Consider the following 13,937-nt stretch of genomic DNA (forward strand, 5'->3'; position numbering starts at 1 on the left):
GGCCCTCTCGGCCGGGAGGCCCCTGTCCGGCGCGAGTCCCGACTCAGGCGCGTTGTCGCTGAGCGACGCCTTGCCGGTTGACCGCCCCGACGCGGTCCGCGACCGACACGGCGAGTCGCCGGAACGGCGACCGATCGTCCCCGCTCGCTCTCGCCGCGTCGGGGCCAGTACAACGGGACAGATCCGCTGGCGTTGCGAGCGTACTCCGATCGCACGGGACGATTCCGAGCGGCGGACACCCTGAGACTGGTCCGGGACGATCGACCCACCATTCGTGTCCGCTCGCCCGCCCGTCGGAGCCACTCGAAAGACCGTCGACGGTCCCGAGGACGCCGAGCATCGAGGATTCGAGCGTATCGAACGTCTCGATCATCGTTCGAACGGCCGTCGGGTCCGCGTCGGCGGATGCGACCGCGATCGTCCCGTCGATCGGCGCCGCTTCGACGACGACTCGCGGAATCCGATCGGTTCCCTCCGGGAGCGTCGCGAGCAGGTAGTCGAGCGGACCCCACTCGAGTGCCTCCAGGATGGGCGGAAAGACGAGTTCGAAGACGGTCTCGCCCGACGGCGGGTCGTCGCCGTCCGGGATCGCCGGGCCGAGACGGACGACCGGAACCTCCCTGACGGTCGGAGGAACGATCGGGTCGGCCGAGAGATCCGGCGGATCGGCCGTTTCGAGCCAGGTCTCGCCGCTCTCGTCGATCCGACAGTCGATCACGCCGACGCGAGCGCCGAGCGACGCGAGGCCCATGGCCAGATTCGCGGTCACGAGCCCCGTTCGGGCGTCGGGGTCGGTCGTTCCGATCGCGATCGCGTTCTTGACGCCAGGGAAGGGATCGCGTCGATCGTCCGCGTCGGCGTAAATTCGTGGCTCGAGTCCGACGCCGCGACAGAGCGCACGGACCTCGTCGCACATCGTCCACTCCGCAGGTGACAGCGGGGCGTTGAACGCGAGGGAGATTGCAGCGGTCCCGTCCGTGACGTGAACGTCCGTCACGAGTCCCAGCGAAACGATATCCACTCCCAGTTCCGGGTCTTCGACTGCACGAAGCCGACCCCATAGCTGATCTGCTGTCATCATAGTATCACATGGGTCCCTATCCCATACGAGAGTGATCGAGAGGCCGGATCCAAAACCGATGGTCTCGTTCCCGGAACGTGAATCGGCGGGTGAACACGTTCAGGTCGTCCCCACTGATCAAGAACCGCCCGTCTCTTATACCGTCCCGGCGCCACCAGCAATACACATGACTGTCACGCCCGCGCAGCGATCGGCAGGGGGTCCAGAAACGCCGCCGCTTCGGGCGACGCTCGAGGTCGAACCCGCTTCGGACGGGGACTGTCCCGTCGTCTCGGAAGCACCGAACGCGGCGGCGGTCACCCGAAGCGTCACCGGTGACGGTAGCTGTCACAGCGAGGTCACGGTCGTCGACGGCGGCGACTGCGAGCGATCCTACGTGTCGTCGGCGACGACGAGCTACTGCGTCTGTGATACGATCAGCGAGTTCGACTGCGTGTTCGACGTCGAGGAAGTCACGAACGGCTCGCTCGTGATCTCACTGGTCGTCGAGGATCGGTCGTTGCTCGGCCGGATCGTCTCCGCACTCCGGAAATCCGGTGCGACGGTCCGACTCCAGCGACTCGCACACCGGCCGAACGACGGGGACGCCACGCTCGAGATAGACGCGACGGATATCACGGCCAAACAACGCGAAGCGGTCGAACTGGCGGTCGAACTCGGCTACTACGATCGGCCGCGGAGCGCGACGCTCACCGACCTGGCCGACCATCTCGGGGTCTCGAAATCGGCCGTCTCCCAGCGACTCACCGCCGTGGAACTGACGCTGGTCGAGTCCTTCGTGACGACCTGATCGGCCGACGACGGCGCCACAGGCCGGTCGCGCGTGTCCGGCGGTACTCCCACCGAGTGGAATTTCTCACCCCGTTTTACGCCGCTGTATGCCGAGGTATCTCCCGTGATGTCGCGAGAACGCACGGCGACCGAGCGATCCGGCGGTCACCTCCGGGCGGTGTTCACGATCGAACCGCACCCGGAGACCAACTGTGCGGTCCTCGCCTCGGGCTCTCGCGGTGAGAACGTGAGTCAGGCCATCGTTTGCCGGGACGGCACCTGTGAACGCGGTTGCCAGTGTCGATCGGCGGTGACGCTCGCGAACAGCGGCGACAGACAGTTCGTCGGGGGAGCCGTTCGAGACCGGTGTATCTGCCCGGTCTTTCGGTCCCACGACTGTATCGCGTCGATCGAACGCTTCGAGGCGGGCACCCTCGAGGTCGAACTCACTGTCCCCGATCGATCGGAACTCGAGACCATCGTCGCCGCACTTCGTGAGACCGGTGCGTCGGTGCGGCTCCGGCGTCTCACGGCCCCGTCCAGTGAGAGCGACGGCCAGCGTCTGAAACTCGACCTGAACGGAATCACCGACAAACAGCGAGAGACCGCCCTGACTGCCGTCAAATCCGGCTACTACGAGACGCCTCGACGGACCGATCTCGACGAACTGGCCGATCGGCTCGACGTCTCGAAGTCGGCCGTCTCCCAGCGGCTCTCGGCCGTCGAATCGACGCTGGTCACGTCGCTGGTCGACCGAGATCCCGGAGGATAGACGACCTACAGCCGGCGCGATCGGCATACGGTAGGCTGTCGATCGCGCCGGGATGAGCGTCGGAACGTGCCCGGACCTAGTTCCAGCGTGGCTGCGTCTCAACCGTCGGCCAGCACGGGCTGTCTTTCGGTCACGATCGACTCGATGAGTGTCGCCTCCGCGGCCCGGAGCCGCTGGGAGACGGCCGACTTGGAGATTTCGAGTTCGGCGGCCAACGACTCGAGATCGGCGTCCCGCGGTCGGTCGTAGTACCCCTCCTCGAACGCCAGCGCGAGCGCCTCCCACTGCTTCGGCGTGATCTCGTCGACGTCGACCTCGACGCTGGACTGTCCCGGGGCCTCGACGGCCATCGACTCGACTCGAACTGCCGGCCGGACGTCGTCGATACAGGCCAGGACGTGGCGAACCGATTCGACGTCCCGGATCAGCATCGAGAGCGACACCCGTTCGATGTCACTTCGATCGGTCACGTCGATCGCACCCCCGCGACGCGTCGTGGCCCGATCGCCTCACAGTCCGCCTCGGTCCCACCCGTCGCTCGGACGTTCGTCGGTGGATCGCCTGTCATAGGGCTGTTCATACGATCTCTTCGATCCCTGTCGTCGTTGGCATCCTGCTGTATATTACAGCAGTATTTAAGGCGGCGCGGCATGTTCGCCGGAGATGCGCCCTCGGCGGTCACCGACTGCGCGCCGAAGACACCCCCTCGAAGGCCACCGACGGGAGTGCCGGATACTTCGGTCGGATCAGGCGATCGAACTTCGAACGCCGGCGCAGCAACGGACCCCTTATAAACAACTGTACTATGTAGCAGCAGGCGGTTCGTCGTCCCGTTCGTACCGTCACATGCGAGGTGACGAAGATGTCCACGCAAACCCTGCAGTTCGACACTCGTCTGTTCGGGCGGGAGGTGTCGTACGGCCTCAACGGCTCGTGGGCCAGCTACTGGCTGGTCTTCCTTCGGCTGCTCACGGGCTGGTGGTTCTTCTCGTCCGGACTCGGGAAAATCATCGAACACGGCCTCCTCTACGATGCGGAGGGGTGGCTGCTGTTCGGAACCGAGGGAACGATCGTCTACCCGATCACCGAGTGGTTCGCGACGAACGCGGTGATCGTCCCGAACCTCATGGTTCCGTGGGGCGAGTTCGCCATCGGGCTCGGGCTCATTCTGGGCTGTCTGACCCGACTGGCCGCCGCCAACGGCGCGCTCCTGATGGGGTTCTTCTACTTCGGGAACGCCGACTGGGGCCACGGGTTCGTCAACGGCGACCTGATGGGGCTGCTACTGTTCCTGACGGTCATCGTCTTCGCCGCCGGTCGCGTCTGGGGCGTCGACGCCTACCTCGAACGCACCGACGCAGTGAAGAACCGACCCTGGCTGCGCTACCTGCTGGGCTAACACGAGGTGACCACGAATGACAGACACCATCACGACGGCCGATCGCATCGCAATGCTGTTCGGGGGCGGCCTGGTCCTGCTCGGGACCATCGTCCTCGGGTTCGTGAACGTACTCGCGGATGCACCGCACGTGCCCGTCGAGGAGGAGGGAGCGATCGTCGCGGCCCCGGTCGTTTCGCCGGACCTCCGGGCGTATCTCATCGCGCTCGGGCTACTGATCTGGCTGGGCTACGCGATATACAAACTGACGCGACCTCCCACCGTCGAAGTGACCGAGGCACAGGGGACACCGGCGGCCGACTGAGACCGACTGCAGGGAGGATCGGCGAACCGACACGACTGGCCGTTCGCGCGGCTCCGGTTTTCGACCGCTTCTTTGCGACCGTCTCCGACGCGGCGTTGTTCCGCCGACCGTCGGATCGTCGATCGACGGGGCGTCAGGCAGAGTCGGACTCGGACGGCGGGGGCGACGCCGATCGTCGCGGGAAAAGTCGGTAGCGGGTCGCTCTCAGTAGAACTCGCGGACGAGGTCCATCGCGTCATCGGGCGCCTCGTCCGGGATGTCGGACATATCCTCGGTGACGCCGTGCTGTTCGTGGTACGGCACCGACGTCTCGTCCCGGTACATCACGCCCTGGTACTCCTTCTCGCTGTCGAGGACGACCTGCTTCGCGGCCTCGTAGTCGGTCGGATCGTGATCCTCCTCTTCGAGGTCGACGAGGGTGTCGCGGAAGTAGTCGTAGGTGTCGACGTCGTTGAACGTGACACAGGGGCTGAAGACGTTGACGAAACCGAAGCCGTCGTGTTCGATCGCCTCCTGGACGATCTCCTGGTGGCGCAGCGCATCGGACGCGAACGACTGGGCGATGAAGGTCGCACCGGAGGCGAGCGCCAGCGCGAGCGGGTTGACCGGGGGCTGTTTCGGCCCTTCCGGCGTCGTCGAGGTCTCGAAGTCCGATCGCGAAGTCGGCGAGGCCTGTCCCTTGGTCAGCCCGTAGATGCGGTTGTCCATGACGACGTAGGACATGTCGACGTTGCGGCGGACGGCGTGGACGAAGTGGCCGGCTCCGATCGAGTAGCCGTCACCGTCGCCGCCGGCGACCATAACCTCGATGTCGGGGCGGGCCATCTTGACGCCGGTCCCGACCGGGAGCGCACGGCCGTGAACCCCGTGCAGGGCGTAGCTGTGCATGTAGGTCCCGATCTTGCCGGAACAGCCGATCCCGGCCACCACGAAGGTGTTGTCGGGATCGTTGCCGGTGTTCGCGAGGGCTTTCATCATGCCGTTCATCGTCCCGAAGTCGCCACAGCCGGGACACCACGTTGGCTGCTTGTCGGATTTGAAGTCGGTGAATCTGACGTCGGAGCTCATTATGCGGGCACCTCCTCGGTGAGTTTGTCGGTGATCTCTTCGGCGAGTTCGTCCGCCTTGAAGCGAACCCCCGTGTACTTGTTGATGCGTTTCACGCGGGTAAGCACGTCGTGTTCGATCACGTCGGCGAACTGGCCGGTCGCGTTACACTCCACGACGACGACGTCGTCGGCGGCCTCGATCTCCTCGCCGAGATCCGGCCGCGGGAAGATGTAGGGGACCGAGATAACGCGGACGTCGACGTCCTCCTCTTCGAGGTAGCCGAGCGCCTCGACGAGCGCGCCCTCGTTCGAGCCCCACGAGATGACGAGGTTGTCCGCGTCCGGATCGCCGAACTCGCGGTAGTCCCAGTCTTCCTGCTCTTTGGCCGTCTCGACCTTCCGGTTGCGCTTGTCGACCTGCTGGACGCGCTCGTCCTCGTCTTCGGTCCGGCGACCGAGTTCGTCGTGTTCGAGGCCCGTGCTCATGTGTGCGCCGTCGGTCGCGCCGGGGATGGAACGCGGGCTGACGCCGTCTTCGGTGACGGCGTGAGCGCGGAATCGACCCTGGGCGTCGAGCCACTCGTCGACCTCGTCCTCGTCGACGAGTTTGCCGCGATCGATCTCGACCTCGTCCATGTCGAAGGCCTCCGGCGGGAACGTCTGTTCGGTGACCGACATCGCCAGGTCGGAGACGAGGAAGACCGGCGTCTGGTACTTCTCGGCGAGGTTGAACGCCTCGACGGTCTTCCAGAAACATTCGGTAATCGACGTGGGAGCGACGATGAACCGCGGGACCTCGCCGTGGCCGCCGTACAGCGCCATGTTGAGGTCGCCCTGTTCCTGTTTCGTCGGCATCCCGGTCGACGGACCGGAACGCTGGACGTCGGTGATGACCAGCGGCGTCTCGCTGGTCGCGACCAGGCCGAAGGTTTCGGTCATGAGGTCGATCCCGGCTCCCGACGTCGCGGTCATCGCTCGAGCGCCGCCGCGGGCGGCACCGAGAGCCATGTTGATCGCCGATAACTCGTCTTCGGCCTGGACGACGTGCCCGCCGTAGTCTTCGATCCGTCCCGTCAGGTACTCCATGATCGTCGTCGCGGGCGTGATCGGGTAGCCGGCGTAGAACCGGCACCCCGCGGCGAGTGCGCCCATCCCGATCGCCTCGTTGCCGTTCAGGAGGACGTAGTCCTCGTCGGTCGTCTCGAGGTTGTACCCGAGGTGGTCCAGGTCGTAGTTCTCCTCGACGTGCTCCTGGCCGAGGCGGGCCGCTTCCTTGTTGTTCTCGACGATTTTCGAGCCCTTGCCGCCGAAGCGCTTCTCGAGGGCCTCGTCCAAGTACTCGACGTCGAAGCCCGTGATCTCGCACGCGGCACCGAGCGCGACGATGTTGCGCATGATCGCACCGCCCGCGTCCTCGGCGAGCGACTTCAGCGGGACGTCGACGGCCGTCATCTCGTCGGGGATCTCGGCCTCCCACGAGCGTTCGCCGTCGTAGATGATGGCACTCCCCTCGTGGAGTTCGTCCAAGTTCTCGTCGATCGTTCGCTGTGTCAGCGCGACGAGAATGTCCAGCCGATCGACGACGCTCTGCACGTCCTCGACCGAGGTCCGAATCTTGTAGGCCGTGTACCCACCGCGGATTCGCGACGCGAAGTCTTTCGACGTGAATACGTGCCGTCCGGCTCTGGAAAGTGCCTGGGCGAAGATTTTCCCAGTGGAGTCGATACCGTCGCCGGCCTCGCCTCCGATCGCCCAGTTGAGATCCTCAGCCATGTTAGGGCGAAACTTGCCCGCCACCTATGAAAAGGCTTCTGAAACCCCAGCCGATACACCGCATCAGCGGCTTCCATCTTCACTCGTCGGCGAAAAACTTCGCTCGAATCGGACGGCGAACGGAACCTCTTTTCAATCTCCCACCGAACCGGTTCGACATGAAAGGGACGCCAGTTTCCGTCGAATCGGTCCGCGAGGTCGGCCCGGACACCGTCGCGATCGAACTCGAGGCGCCCGCCGAGTTCGACGCTGTGCCCGGGCAGTTCGTATTGCTCCGTGCGGTCCCTGAGAGCGACGATCAGCGGGACGTCGACGAGGACGACGTCGTCATGCGCCACTACACGCTCTCGTCGCCGTCGGTCGGGGAAACGTTCGAGATCACCGTCGGGATCGATCCGGACGGCGACCTCTCGCCGTGGCTCGCCGATCTGGACGGCGGCGAAACCGTGCACATCGAGGGCCCGTTCGGGACGATCACTTACGAGCGCGACTGCGACGTCGTGGCGATCGCGGGCGGTCCGGGCGTGGGGCCCGCCGTCGCGATCGCCGAAGCGGCCCACGACGCGGGCCACGACGCGATCGTCATCTACCAGGACGACGAACCGGCCCACGTCGATCGGCTCGAAGCGATCGAAGACGAGGGCGTCGACGTCCGATTCGTCGACGAGGACGCCGACGACGAACTCGCGGACGCGATCGCAACCTACCACGACGACGGCCAGGTCTACGCCTTCGGTTTCGACGATTTCGTGACGGTCGTCGCGAGCGCGATCGACGACGCGGGTGGCGACCCGGACGAGGCGCTGATCGAGAACTTCGGCTGAGTCCTGTCGACTCCGGACCGGGCCCGCCATCGTTTGCAACTCGTCGCACTGATAAGAGGGTCGAGTAGCGACGACTGGCGATTATCCGGATTCTCTACGGGTTGGAACCGGCTCGGCAGCTACCTTCACTGATTCGTACTTCGTCACTGCTCGATCGACCGCTTCGTCAGTGTCGTTGACGAGGATCCCTGCGATACCAGTTTTCGTGTAGACGATGACGCCGACTTCCATCTCGTCAGAGATCCAGAACCCGAACGAAAACGGGATCCGTCCGTGATACAGTGAGACGTTGGAATCTTCCATCGCCTCCGTCCCGCGTTCGAACTCCAACTCGCGTAACTGCTCGAGAACGTGCGTTGCCGATAGGACTTCCAGTGCGTACGTCTCTCCGGTCGCCACGTTCCGATAGAACCGATCCGCCAATCCGATCATCACCTTCGGAACGACGACGCGGACTCGCGTCGCATCTCGAACGGACGCAAACATCGGATCCAAGGTCCCGTCCGGAACGGACGGATTCGTCTCGTACACGGAAGATCCGATCACGAACACGTCCTCCATCGTCGTCTCGTCTGGAAGCGCCTCGAGAACCGGCGCTGCTTCGGCGATATCGCACAGCCGCCCGGAATAGGCTTCGTACTGCCGATATGTGCATGCACCGACGTACGTCGTCCGCCATTTTCCACCGGCGTACTCGACGAGTTGCGCATCCGAAAGGTCCGTGATCGCTCGATCAACGGTCGACCGAGAGCAGGGCAGTTGATTAGTCAGTTCCTGTTTCGTTCGAGGCTTAGTTACCAATGCTGCGAGACAATCACGCCTGTCCGAGACAAGACGCCCGAGTATCTCTTCGCCAGGTGATTCCATACATACTAGCACTGAATAATGTATTAAATTTGTTATAGTTTAACTACAATTTATTTTTGTAACGTATTTTACTGTCTGTAGCGTAGCACGTTTGCTATTCACCGGGCGGAGCGATCGGCAGCCGACGCTCTGCCGAGAGGTCCTCAGACTCGATCGGCCTGAGCGAGCGAGATGCTCCTCGCAATGACGTACAATAACACGTTAGCCCCACCGAGAACGAGAACAAAGTACCCGAAATATCGAGAGCCGACACCGATTACACTGTCCGAATCGATCAGCACGATCGGACGTAGATCGTCGCAAGCACAGTGCCTACGCTCATTCGTCCGATACCGATCAATATGGTCGACGAAGACCTCGAACTCGAGCGCGATCTGGGCGAGGCGACGATCGTCTACGAGGAACCTGACGAGGGGACCGTCCGGAAGACGGTCCCGAACGAACACATCGCCTACTTTCAGGACCACTGGATCATCAAGACCGACGAGGACGAGGAAGGCCACGATATCGTTCGACGGATCCCCTCGCGGCGGGTCCACTACGTCGAGCGATCCGTCGAACAGTTCGAAGAGGAAGTCGAGACGCTGATCGATCGGGTTCAGTCGTTCGCCAGCGAACTCGGGACGAAGATCCCGGTCGGTGGCGGGGGCAAGGAGCGCGAACCCGTCGAACCGCACCGCATCGACGTCGAGCGGGAGGACGGCGACGAGCAATAACTCCGTAACTCGTCGACCCTGGCCCGTCGACGAGGGGGTCAGTGTTCGACGAATTCGATCAGGATCCCGCCCGTGTCTTTGGGATGCAGGAACGCGACCTCGTGACCCCACGCGCCGGGGCGAGGTTCCTCGTCGATCACTCGCACGTCGTGCGCGCGCGCGGTCGTGAGCGCGCTCTCGATACCGTCGGTCGCGAGCGCGAGGTGGTGGATGCCCGGGCCGTTGTTCTCGAGGTAGTTGGAGATGGTCCCGTCCTCGATCGGTTCGAGCAGTTCGAGGTAGCCGCCGTCGCAGTCGAGGAAGACGACGTGCATGCCGTCGAACTCCTCCTCGTGGGCGATCTCGAGGCCGAAGAGGTCGGCGTACAGCCCGGCGAGTGCCTGTGCGTCGTCGGTCGCGATACCGGCGTGATCGAAGTGCATCGTGTCGTACTCGACGCGGGGTGCGTGTTACTTTTGTGATTTTTCGTGAGATATCCGGTACCGGCGTCGAGACGGACCGCGCTCAGCGCAGTCCGAGTGTGGCGGCCAGCCGATCCCAGACGCCGTCACCCACGTCGGCGACCGCACGCATCTCCTCGGCCGTCAACTCGAAGTCGAAGACGGCCGCGTTCGCCGCGATGTGTTCGCGACTCGATGCTTTCGGAATCGCCGCCACGAACGGCTGCTGGACGAGCCACCGCAGGGCGACCTGTGCGGCGGATTTGCCGTACGCCTCGCCGATCGCCGCGAGCCGATCGTCGCCCGGAACCGTCCCCTCCGCGAGCGGACTGTACGCCGTCAGGCAGATTCCATGGTCGACGCAGTACTCGAGCAGGTCGTCCTGGTGTCGATACGGGTGGTACTTCACCTGATTCGTGACGATCGGCGTCTCCGAGAGCTGTCGGGCCGTCTCGAGTTGGTCCACGGAGAAGTTGCTCACCCCGATATGCTCGACGAGGCCCTCGTCCTGTAACTCGTTCATCGCGCGGAGCGTCTCCTCGAGCGGCGTGTGGGATCGCGGCGCGTGAATCAACAGGAGATCGATCGTCGCGAGGGAGAGCCGATCGAGGCTTTCCCTGGTCGACTCGAGGGTGGCTTCGTACGCGAGGTTGCCCGTGTTCAGTTTCGTCGTGACGAAAACGTCGTGGCGATCGACGTCGCTCGCCGCGACGGCAGCGCCGACGGCGTCCTCGTTGTCGTACATCTGGGCGGTGTCGACGTGCCGATACCCCATCTCGAGGGCGGTCTCGACGGCTCGCTGACACTCCTGGCCGGTCATCCGCGCGGTCCCGAACCCGAGCGCCGGGATCGTCGCACCTCCGGCCTCGATCGTGGCGGTCGAGATGTCGGCGTCGGACTCCATACCGGTCCGTTCGTCGGGACCGGTATTCAACGGCAGGCTCGCATTTCGAGGCCGGGTTCGAATCGTCGGCACCGTCGTGATCGATCGGCCGAGAGCGTCCGAGACGGAACTGGACCGACCCTACACCGCGCTGCCGGGCTGATACTCGCCGAACTCGTCGCGCAGGACGTTACAGATCTCGCCGACGGTGGCGTAGACCTTCACCGCGTCGATGATGTACGGCATCAGGTTCTCCTCGCCCCGTGCTGCCTCGCGCAAGGCCTCGAGGTTTGCGTCGACGGCCTCGTCGTCCCGATCGGCCCGGACCGACTCGAGACTGTCGATCTGACGCTGCTGGTCTTCCGCCGTCACTTCTTCGACGTCCATCTCGGGGTCTTCGTCGACCTGGAACTCGTTGACGCCGACGATGATGCGTTCTTGCTCCTCGATCTCCCGCTGGCGATCGAACGCGGTGTCCTGAATCTGGCGCTGGACCCACTGCTGTTCGACCGCGTCGAGCATCCCGCCGCGCTCTTCGACCTCGTCGAGAATGTCGTAGGCGTCTTCTTCGACCTCGTCGGTGAGCGACTCGACGTAGTAGCTGCCGGCGAGGGGATCGATCGTGTCGGCCGCGCCGGATTCGTGGGCGAGGATCTGCTGGGTGCGGAGGGCGGTGCGGACGGACTCCTCGGTCGGGAGGGCGAGTGCCTCGTCCTTGCCGTTGGTGTGGAGGCTCTGGGTGCCGCCGAGGACCGCCGCGAGGGCCTGGTAGGCGACGCGGACGACGTTGTTCTCGATCTGCTGGGCGGTGAGCATCGAGCCCGCGGTCTGGGTGTGGAACTTGAGTTGCTTCGACTTGGGATCGTCGGCGTCGAAGCGCTCCTCCATGATGTCGTGCCACATCCGCCGGGCGGCGCGGAACTTGGCGACCTCTTCGAAGATGTTGTTGTGGCCGTTGAAGAAGAAGGATAGCTGTGGCGCGAACTCGTCGACGTCGAGGCCGGCGTCGATCGCCGCCTCGACGTACTCGATGCCGTTGCCCAGTGTGAAGGCGAGTTCCTGGGCGGCCGTCGACCCGGCCTCGCGGATGTGATACCCGGAGATCGAGATCGTGTTGAACTTCGGCGTCTCGTCGGCACAGAACTCGAAGATGTCCGTGATGATCCGCATCGAGGGCTCCGGCGGGTAGATGTAGGTGTTGCGGGCGATGTACTCCTTCAGGAGGTCGTTCTGAATCGTGCCGCGAAGTTCCTCGCGATCGACGCCCTGCTGGTCGCCCACCGCGATGTACATCGCCAGCAGCACCGACGCCGGCGCGTTGATCGTCATCGAGGTCGAGACCTCGTCCAGCGGAATGCCGTCGAAGACGGTCTCCATGTCGGACAGCGAGTCGATCGCCACGCCGGCCTTCCCGATTTCGCCGGCGGCCATGTCGTCGTCGGAGTCGTAGCCCATCTGGGTCGGCAGGTCGAACGCCATCGAGAGCCCGGTCTGGCCCTGGTCGAGCAGGTAGTGATACCGCTCGTTGGTGTCCTCCGGCGTCGAGAACCCGGCGTACTGGCGCATCGTCCACAGTCGGCCGCGGTAGCCGGTCGAGTAGACCCCGCGCGTGTACGGTGGTTCGCCCGGATTTCCGAGGTCCTCTTCGTAGTCGAGGTCGGCGATATCGGCCGGCGTGTAGAGCCGATCGACCTCCTGGCCCCCCGTGTCCGTGGTGAACGTCTCCTGGCGCTCGCCGAACCGATCGAGCACCGGCTGGACCTCCTCCTCGTGCCACTCCGCCTTGCTGGCACGGATCTCCTCGAGTTCGTCGGAATCGAACATTATCAATATCGAGGTTCGGATGGGGCTTCAAGCTTGATGAACTCGTGTCGGTCGGTCACGGAGTTGTCCGCCGTCGTCTCGTGACCGTCGTCAGCGGTCGAGACTCACTCGTCAGCGAGACTCGTCCCGATCGATACTGGCGTTTTTGTCCCGCCCCGTCGATGGTCGTCCCATGGAACCGTCGATGTCGACGAACGACGATGGCGAGCGACGGGGCGACCGCCGCCGCGCCGCGCTCTCCGTCGCCCCGTTTCTGGCGATCGGGGTGGCGTACGTCCTGTTGCTCCTGTGGTGGGGCCTCGATCCGCTCTGGGCGTTCGTGATCCTGCCCCCGATCCTCGCCGTCACGGCGATCGGCTGGGTCGCCGTCCGGTACGGCTTCCACGAGGGGCCACCCGGACCGAACGGCTGAGATAGCCGCCATTCACCGGCCCTCGCCGGCGATCACCGACCCGTATCGTACTTGTACGTCGCACTGTCCGGATCGATCCCGAAGTCCTCGGCGGACTCCTCGTTCGACTCCCCGTCTCGCTGCTCGGGGGCTCGCTTGAACGCCTCGCGCAGCCGATCGGGCATCCGGAACCGATCGATCTCGATCACGAGCGGGACCGCGTCCGGATCCGTCCGGTCGCGTTTCGCCGACAGGCGATCCTCGAGGGGGGCGGGCAACCGCGACTCCTCGATCCGCCGGAAGCCGAACTGGGCGAGGTAGGCGCTCTCGCCGGTCAGCGCGTAGACGGTGGAAAACCCTTCGTCGCCGGCGTACTCGAGCAGACGTTCGACGACGTGGGCCCCGACGCCCTGGTTTCGCCAGCCCTCGAGGACGCCGATGCTGGTCAACTCGCAGACCGCGTCCTCGCGATCCCCTCGATCGTCGGTCTCCGACGAGTCGTCGACCTTGTGGATGCGAATGCGGCCGAAGCCGGCCTTCTCCCCGGAGTTTTCGTCGACGGCGACGACGTAGTCTCGCGAGCGGAACGCCGTATCGTCGAGCCCCATCGACTCGATGTGATCGAGAAGCCAGACTTCTTCTCTGTTTTTCGCGTCCCGCACGTACATGATTCGACGTAGGGGACGTGTGGCCAAAAGCATTTGTGGGTCTTCGGCCGCTGCAACCGCCTCGGTCGTGAGGCGAGTGCGACACGATCGCGGGCGACAGTGCAGCGATCGAGTGCCGGGCCCGGGTTCACGAGGTCGGGGGGCCAGCCATCCGGTCGATTTCCGATGGTGGAAA

Annotated in this window: 16 protein-coding genes; 7 read left to right on the top strand and 9 right to left on the bottom strand. The window is 64.5% G+C overall.

The window, feature by feature from the left end:
• Positions 1-43: 43 nt before the first annotated feature.
• Positions 44-1,078 (bottom strand): Mrp/NBP35 family ATP-binding protein, encoded by a 1,035-nt coding sequence (locus tag MUG98_RS08800; protein WP_265111759.1) that lies wholly within the window; start codon positions 1,076-1,078, stop codon positions 44-46.
• Between the two features lie 169 nt (positions 1,079-1,247).
• Here MUG98_RS08800 and MUG98_RS08805 point away from each other — a divergent pair, with 169 nt between their 5' ends.
• On the top strand, positions 1,248-1,871 hold the full coding sequence (locus MUG98_RS08805; RefSeq protein ID WP_265111760.1) for a helix-turn-helix domain-containing protein: 624 nt from the start codon (positions 1,248-1,250) through the stop codon (positions 1,869-1,871).
• 108 nt (positions 1,872-1,979) lie between these two features.
• Positions 1,980-2,624: a helix-turn-helix domain-containing protein gene (locus MUG98_RS08810; protein ID WP_265111761.1), complete on the top strand. Its 645-nt coding sequence runs from the start codon at positions 1,980-1,982 to the stop codon at positions 2,622-2,624.
• Between the two features lie 98 nt (positions 2,625-2,722).
• Here the strand turns inward: MUG98_RS08810 and MUG98_RS08815 are convergent, their stop codons facing one another.
• A complete protein-coding gene (locus tag MUG98_RS08815) occupies positions 2,723-3,094 on the bottom strand; it encodes a helix-turn-helix domain-containing protein (protein ID WP_265111762.1) in 372 nt (123 codons plus the stop codon).
• A gap of 392 nt (positions 3,095-3,486) precedes the next feature.
• Between MUG98_RS08815 and MUG98_RS08820 the strand changes: the two genes are divergently transcribed.
• Positions 3,487-4,023: a DoxX family protein gene (locus MUG98_RS08820; RefSeq protein WP_265111763.1), complete on the top strand. Its 537-nt coding sequence runs from the start codon at positions 3,487-3,489 to the stop codon at positions 4,021-4,023.
• A gap of 16 nt (positions 4,024-4,039) precedes the next feature.
• On the top strand, positions 4,040-4,327 hold the full coding sequence (locus MUG98_RS08825; protein ID WP_265111764.1) for a hypothetical protein: 288 nt from the start codon (positions 4,040-4,042) through the stop codon (positions 4,325-4,327).
• A 204-nt stretch (positions 4,328-4,531) separates the two neighbouring features.
• On the opposite strand, the gene MUG98_RS08830 is transcribed toward MUG98_RS08825, so the two are convergent.
• Together MUG98_RS08830 and MUG98_RS08835 are read right to left on the bottom strand one after the other, a co-directional pair.
• Positions 4,532-5,395, bottom strand: coding sequence for a 2-oxoacid:ferredoxin oxidoreductase subunit beta (locus MUG98_RS08830; RefSeq protein ID WP_265111765.1), 864 nt, complete (start codon positions 5,393-5,395; stop codon positions 4,532-4,534).
• Complete coding sequence (locus MUG98_RS08835; protein ID WP_265111766.1) at positions 5,395-7,149, bottom strand: 2-oxoacid:acceptor oxidoreductase subunit alpha; 1,755 nt, start codon at positions 7,147-7,149, stop codon at positions 5,395-5,397. Before MUG98_RS08835 ends, MUG98_RS08830 begins: the two co-directional genes overlap by 1 nt.
• Before the next feature lie 158 nt (positions 7,150-7,307).
• Here MUG98_RS08835 and MUG98_RS08840 point away from each other — a divergent pair, with 158 nt between their 5' ends.
• Positions 7,308-7,973, top strand: a complete 666-nt coding sequence (locus tag MUG98_RS08840) for an FAD-dependent oxidoreductase (protein ID WP_265111767.1) — start codon at positions 7,308-7,310, stop codon at positions 7,971-7,973.
• An 81-nt stretch (positions 7,974-8,054) separates the two neighbouring features.
• On the opposite strand, the gene MUG98_RS08845 is transcribed toward MUG98_RS08840, so the two are convergent.
• Complete coding sequence (locus MUG98_RS08845; RefSeq protein ID WP_265111768.1) at positions 8,055-8,840, bottom strand: helix-turn-helix transcriptional regulator; 786 nt, start codon at positions 8,838-8,840, stop codon at positions 8,055-8,057.
• 341 nt (positions 8,841-9,181) lie between these two features.
• Here MUG98_RS08845 and MUG98_RS08850 point away from each other — a divergent pair, with 341 nt between their 5' ends.
• On the top strand, positions 9,182-9,556 hold the full coding sequence (locus MUG98_RS08850) for a hypothetical protein (protein WP_265111769.1): 375 nt from the start codon (positions 9,182-9,184) through the stop codon (positions 9,554-9,556).
• A gap of 38 nt (positions 9,557-9,594) precedes the next feature.
• Here MUG98_RS08850 and mce read toward each other — a convergent pair whose 3' ends face one another.
• From mce to MUG98_RS08865, 3 genes are all read right to left on the bottom strand, one after another.
• Positions 9,595-9,978: a methylmalonyl-CoA epimerase gene (gene mce / locus MUG98_RS08855; protein ID WP_265111770.1), complete on the bottom strand. Its 384-nt coding sequence runs from the start codon at positions 9,976-9,978 to the stop codon at positions 9,595-9,597.
• 82 nt (positions 9,979-10,060) lie between these two features.
• Positions 10,061-10,900 (bottom strand): aldo/keto reductase, encoded by an 840-nt coding sequence (locus tag MUG98_RS08860; RefSeq protein WP_265111771.1) that lies wholly within the window; start codon positions 10,898-10,900, stop codon positions 10,061-10,063.
• A 120-nt stretch (positions 10,901-11,020) separates the two neighbouring features.
• Complete coding sequence (locus MUG98_RS08865) at positions 11,021-12,703, bottom strand: acyl-CoA mutase large subunit family protein (protein WP_265111772.1); 1,683 nt, start codon at positions 12,701-12,703, stop codon at positions 11,021-11,023.
• Between the two features lie 172 nt (positions 12,704-12,875).
• Here MUG98_RS08865 and MUG98_RS08870 point away from each other — a divergent pair, with 172 nt between their 5' ends.
• A complete protein-coding gene (locus MUG98_RS08870) occupies positions 12,876-13,115 on the top strand; it encodes a DUF8142 family protein (RefSeq protein ID WP_265111773.1) in 240 nt (79 codons plus the stop codon).
• 32 nt (positions 13,116-13,147) lie between these two features.
• On the opposite strand, the gene MUG98_RS08875 is transcribed toward MUG98_RS08870, so the two are convergent.
• Entirely contained in the window at positions 13,148-13,762 is a 615-nt protein-coding gene (locus MUG98_RS08875; protein ID WP_265111774.1) for a GNAT family N-acetyltransferase, read from the bottom strand.
• Positions 13,763-13,937 lie beyond the last annotated feature (175 nt).

It is taken from the genome of Halosolutus halophilus (genome assembly GCF_022869805.1).
GTDB classification, from domain to species: Archaea; Halobacteriota; Halobacteria; order Halobacteriales; family Natrialbaceae; genus Halosolutus; species Halosolutus halophilus.

What these genes read in the sequence shown, in the direction of transcription:
- MUG98_RS08800 (WP_265111759.1), bottom strand. Translation starts at nt 1,078, where the DNA reads ATGACAGCAGATCAGCTATGGGGTCGGCTTCGTGCAGTCGAAGACCCG.
- MUG98_RS08805 (WP_265111760.1), top strand. Translation starts at nt 1,248, where the DNA reads ATGACTGTCACGCCCGCGCAGCGATCGGCAGGGGGTCCAGAAACGCCG.
- MUG98_RS08810 (WP_265111761.1), top strand. Translation starts at nt 1,980, where the DNA reads ATGTCGCGAGAACGCACGGCGACCGAGCGATCCGGCGGTCACCTCCGG.
- MUG98_RS08820 (WP_265111763.1), top strand. Translation starts at nt 3,487, where the DNA reads ATGTCCACGCAAACCCTGCAGTTCGACACTCGTCTGTTCGGGCGGGAG.
- MUG98_RS08825 (WP_265111764.1), top strand. Translation starts at nt 4,040, where the DNA reads ATGACAGACACCATCACGACGGCCGATCGCATCGCAATGCTGTTCGGG.
- MUG98_RS08830 (WP_265111765.1), bottom strand. Translation starts at nt 5,395, where the DNA reads ATGAGCTCCGACGTCAGATTCACCGACTTCAAATCCGACAAGCAGCCA.
- MUG98_RS08835 (WP_265111766.1), bottom strand. Translation starts at nt 7,149, where the DNA reads ATGGCTGAGGATCTCAACTGGGCGATCGGAGGCGAGGCCGGCGACGGT.
- MUG98_RS08840 (WP_265111767.1), top strand. Translation starts at nt 7,308, where the DNA reads ATGAAAGGGACGCCAGTTTCCGTCGAATCGGTCCGCGAGGTCGGCCCG.
- MUG98_RS08845 (WP_265111768.1), bottom strand. Translation starts at nt 8,840, where the DNA reads ATGGAATCACCTGGCGAAGAGATACTCGGGCGTCTTGTCTCGGACAGG.
- MUG98_RS08850 (WP_265111769.1), top strand. Translation starts at nt 9,182, where the DNA reads ATGGTCGACGAAGACCTCGAACTCGAGCGCGATCTGGGCGAGGCGACG.
- mce (WP_265111770.1), bottom strand. Translation starts at nt 9,978, where the DNA reads ATGCACTTCGATCACGCCGGTATCGCGACCGACGACGCACAGGCACTC.
- MUG98_RS08860 (WP_265111771.1), bottom strand. Translation starts at nt 10,900, where the DNA reads ATGGAGTCCGACGCCGACATCTCGACCGCCACGATCGAGGCCGGAGGT.
- MUG98_RS08865 (WP_265111772.1), bottom strand. Translation starts at nt 12,703, where the DNA reads ATGTTCGATTCCGACGAACTCGAGGAGATCCGTGCCAGCAAGGCGGAG.
- MUG98_RS08870 (WP_265111773.1), top strand. Translation starts at nt 12,876, where the DNA reads ATGGAACCGTCGATGTCGACGAACGACGATGGCGAGCGACGGGGCGAC.
- MUG98_RS08875 (WP_265111774.1), bottom strand. Translation starts at nt 13,762, where the DNA reads ATGTACGTGCGGGACGCGAAAAACAGAGAAGAAGTCTGGCTTCTCGAT.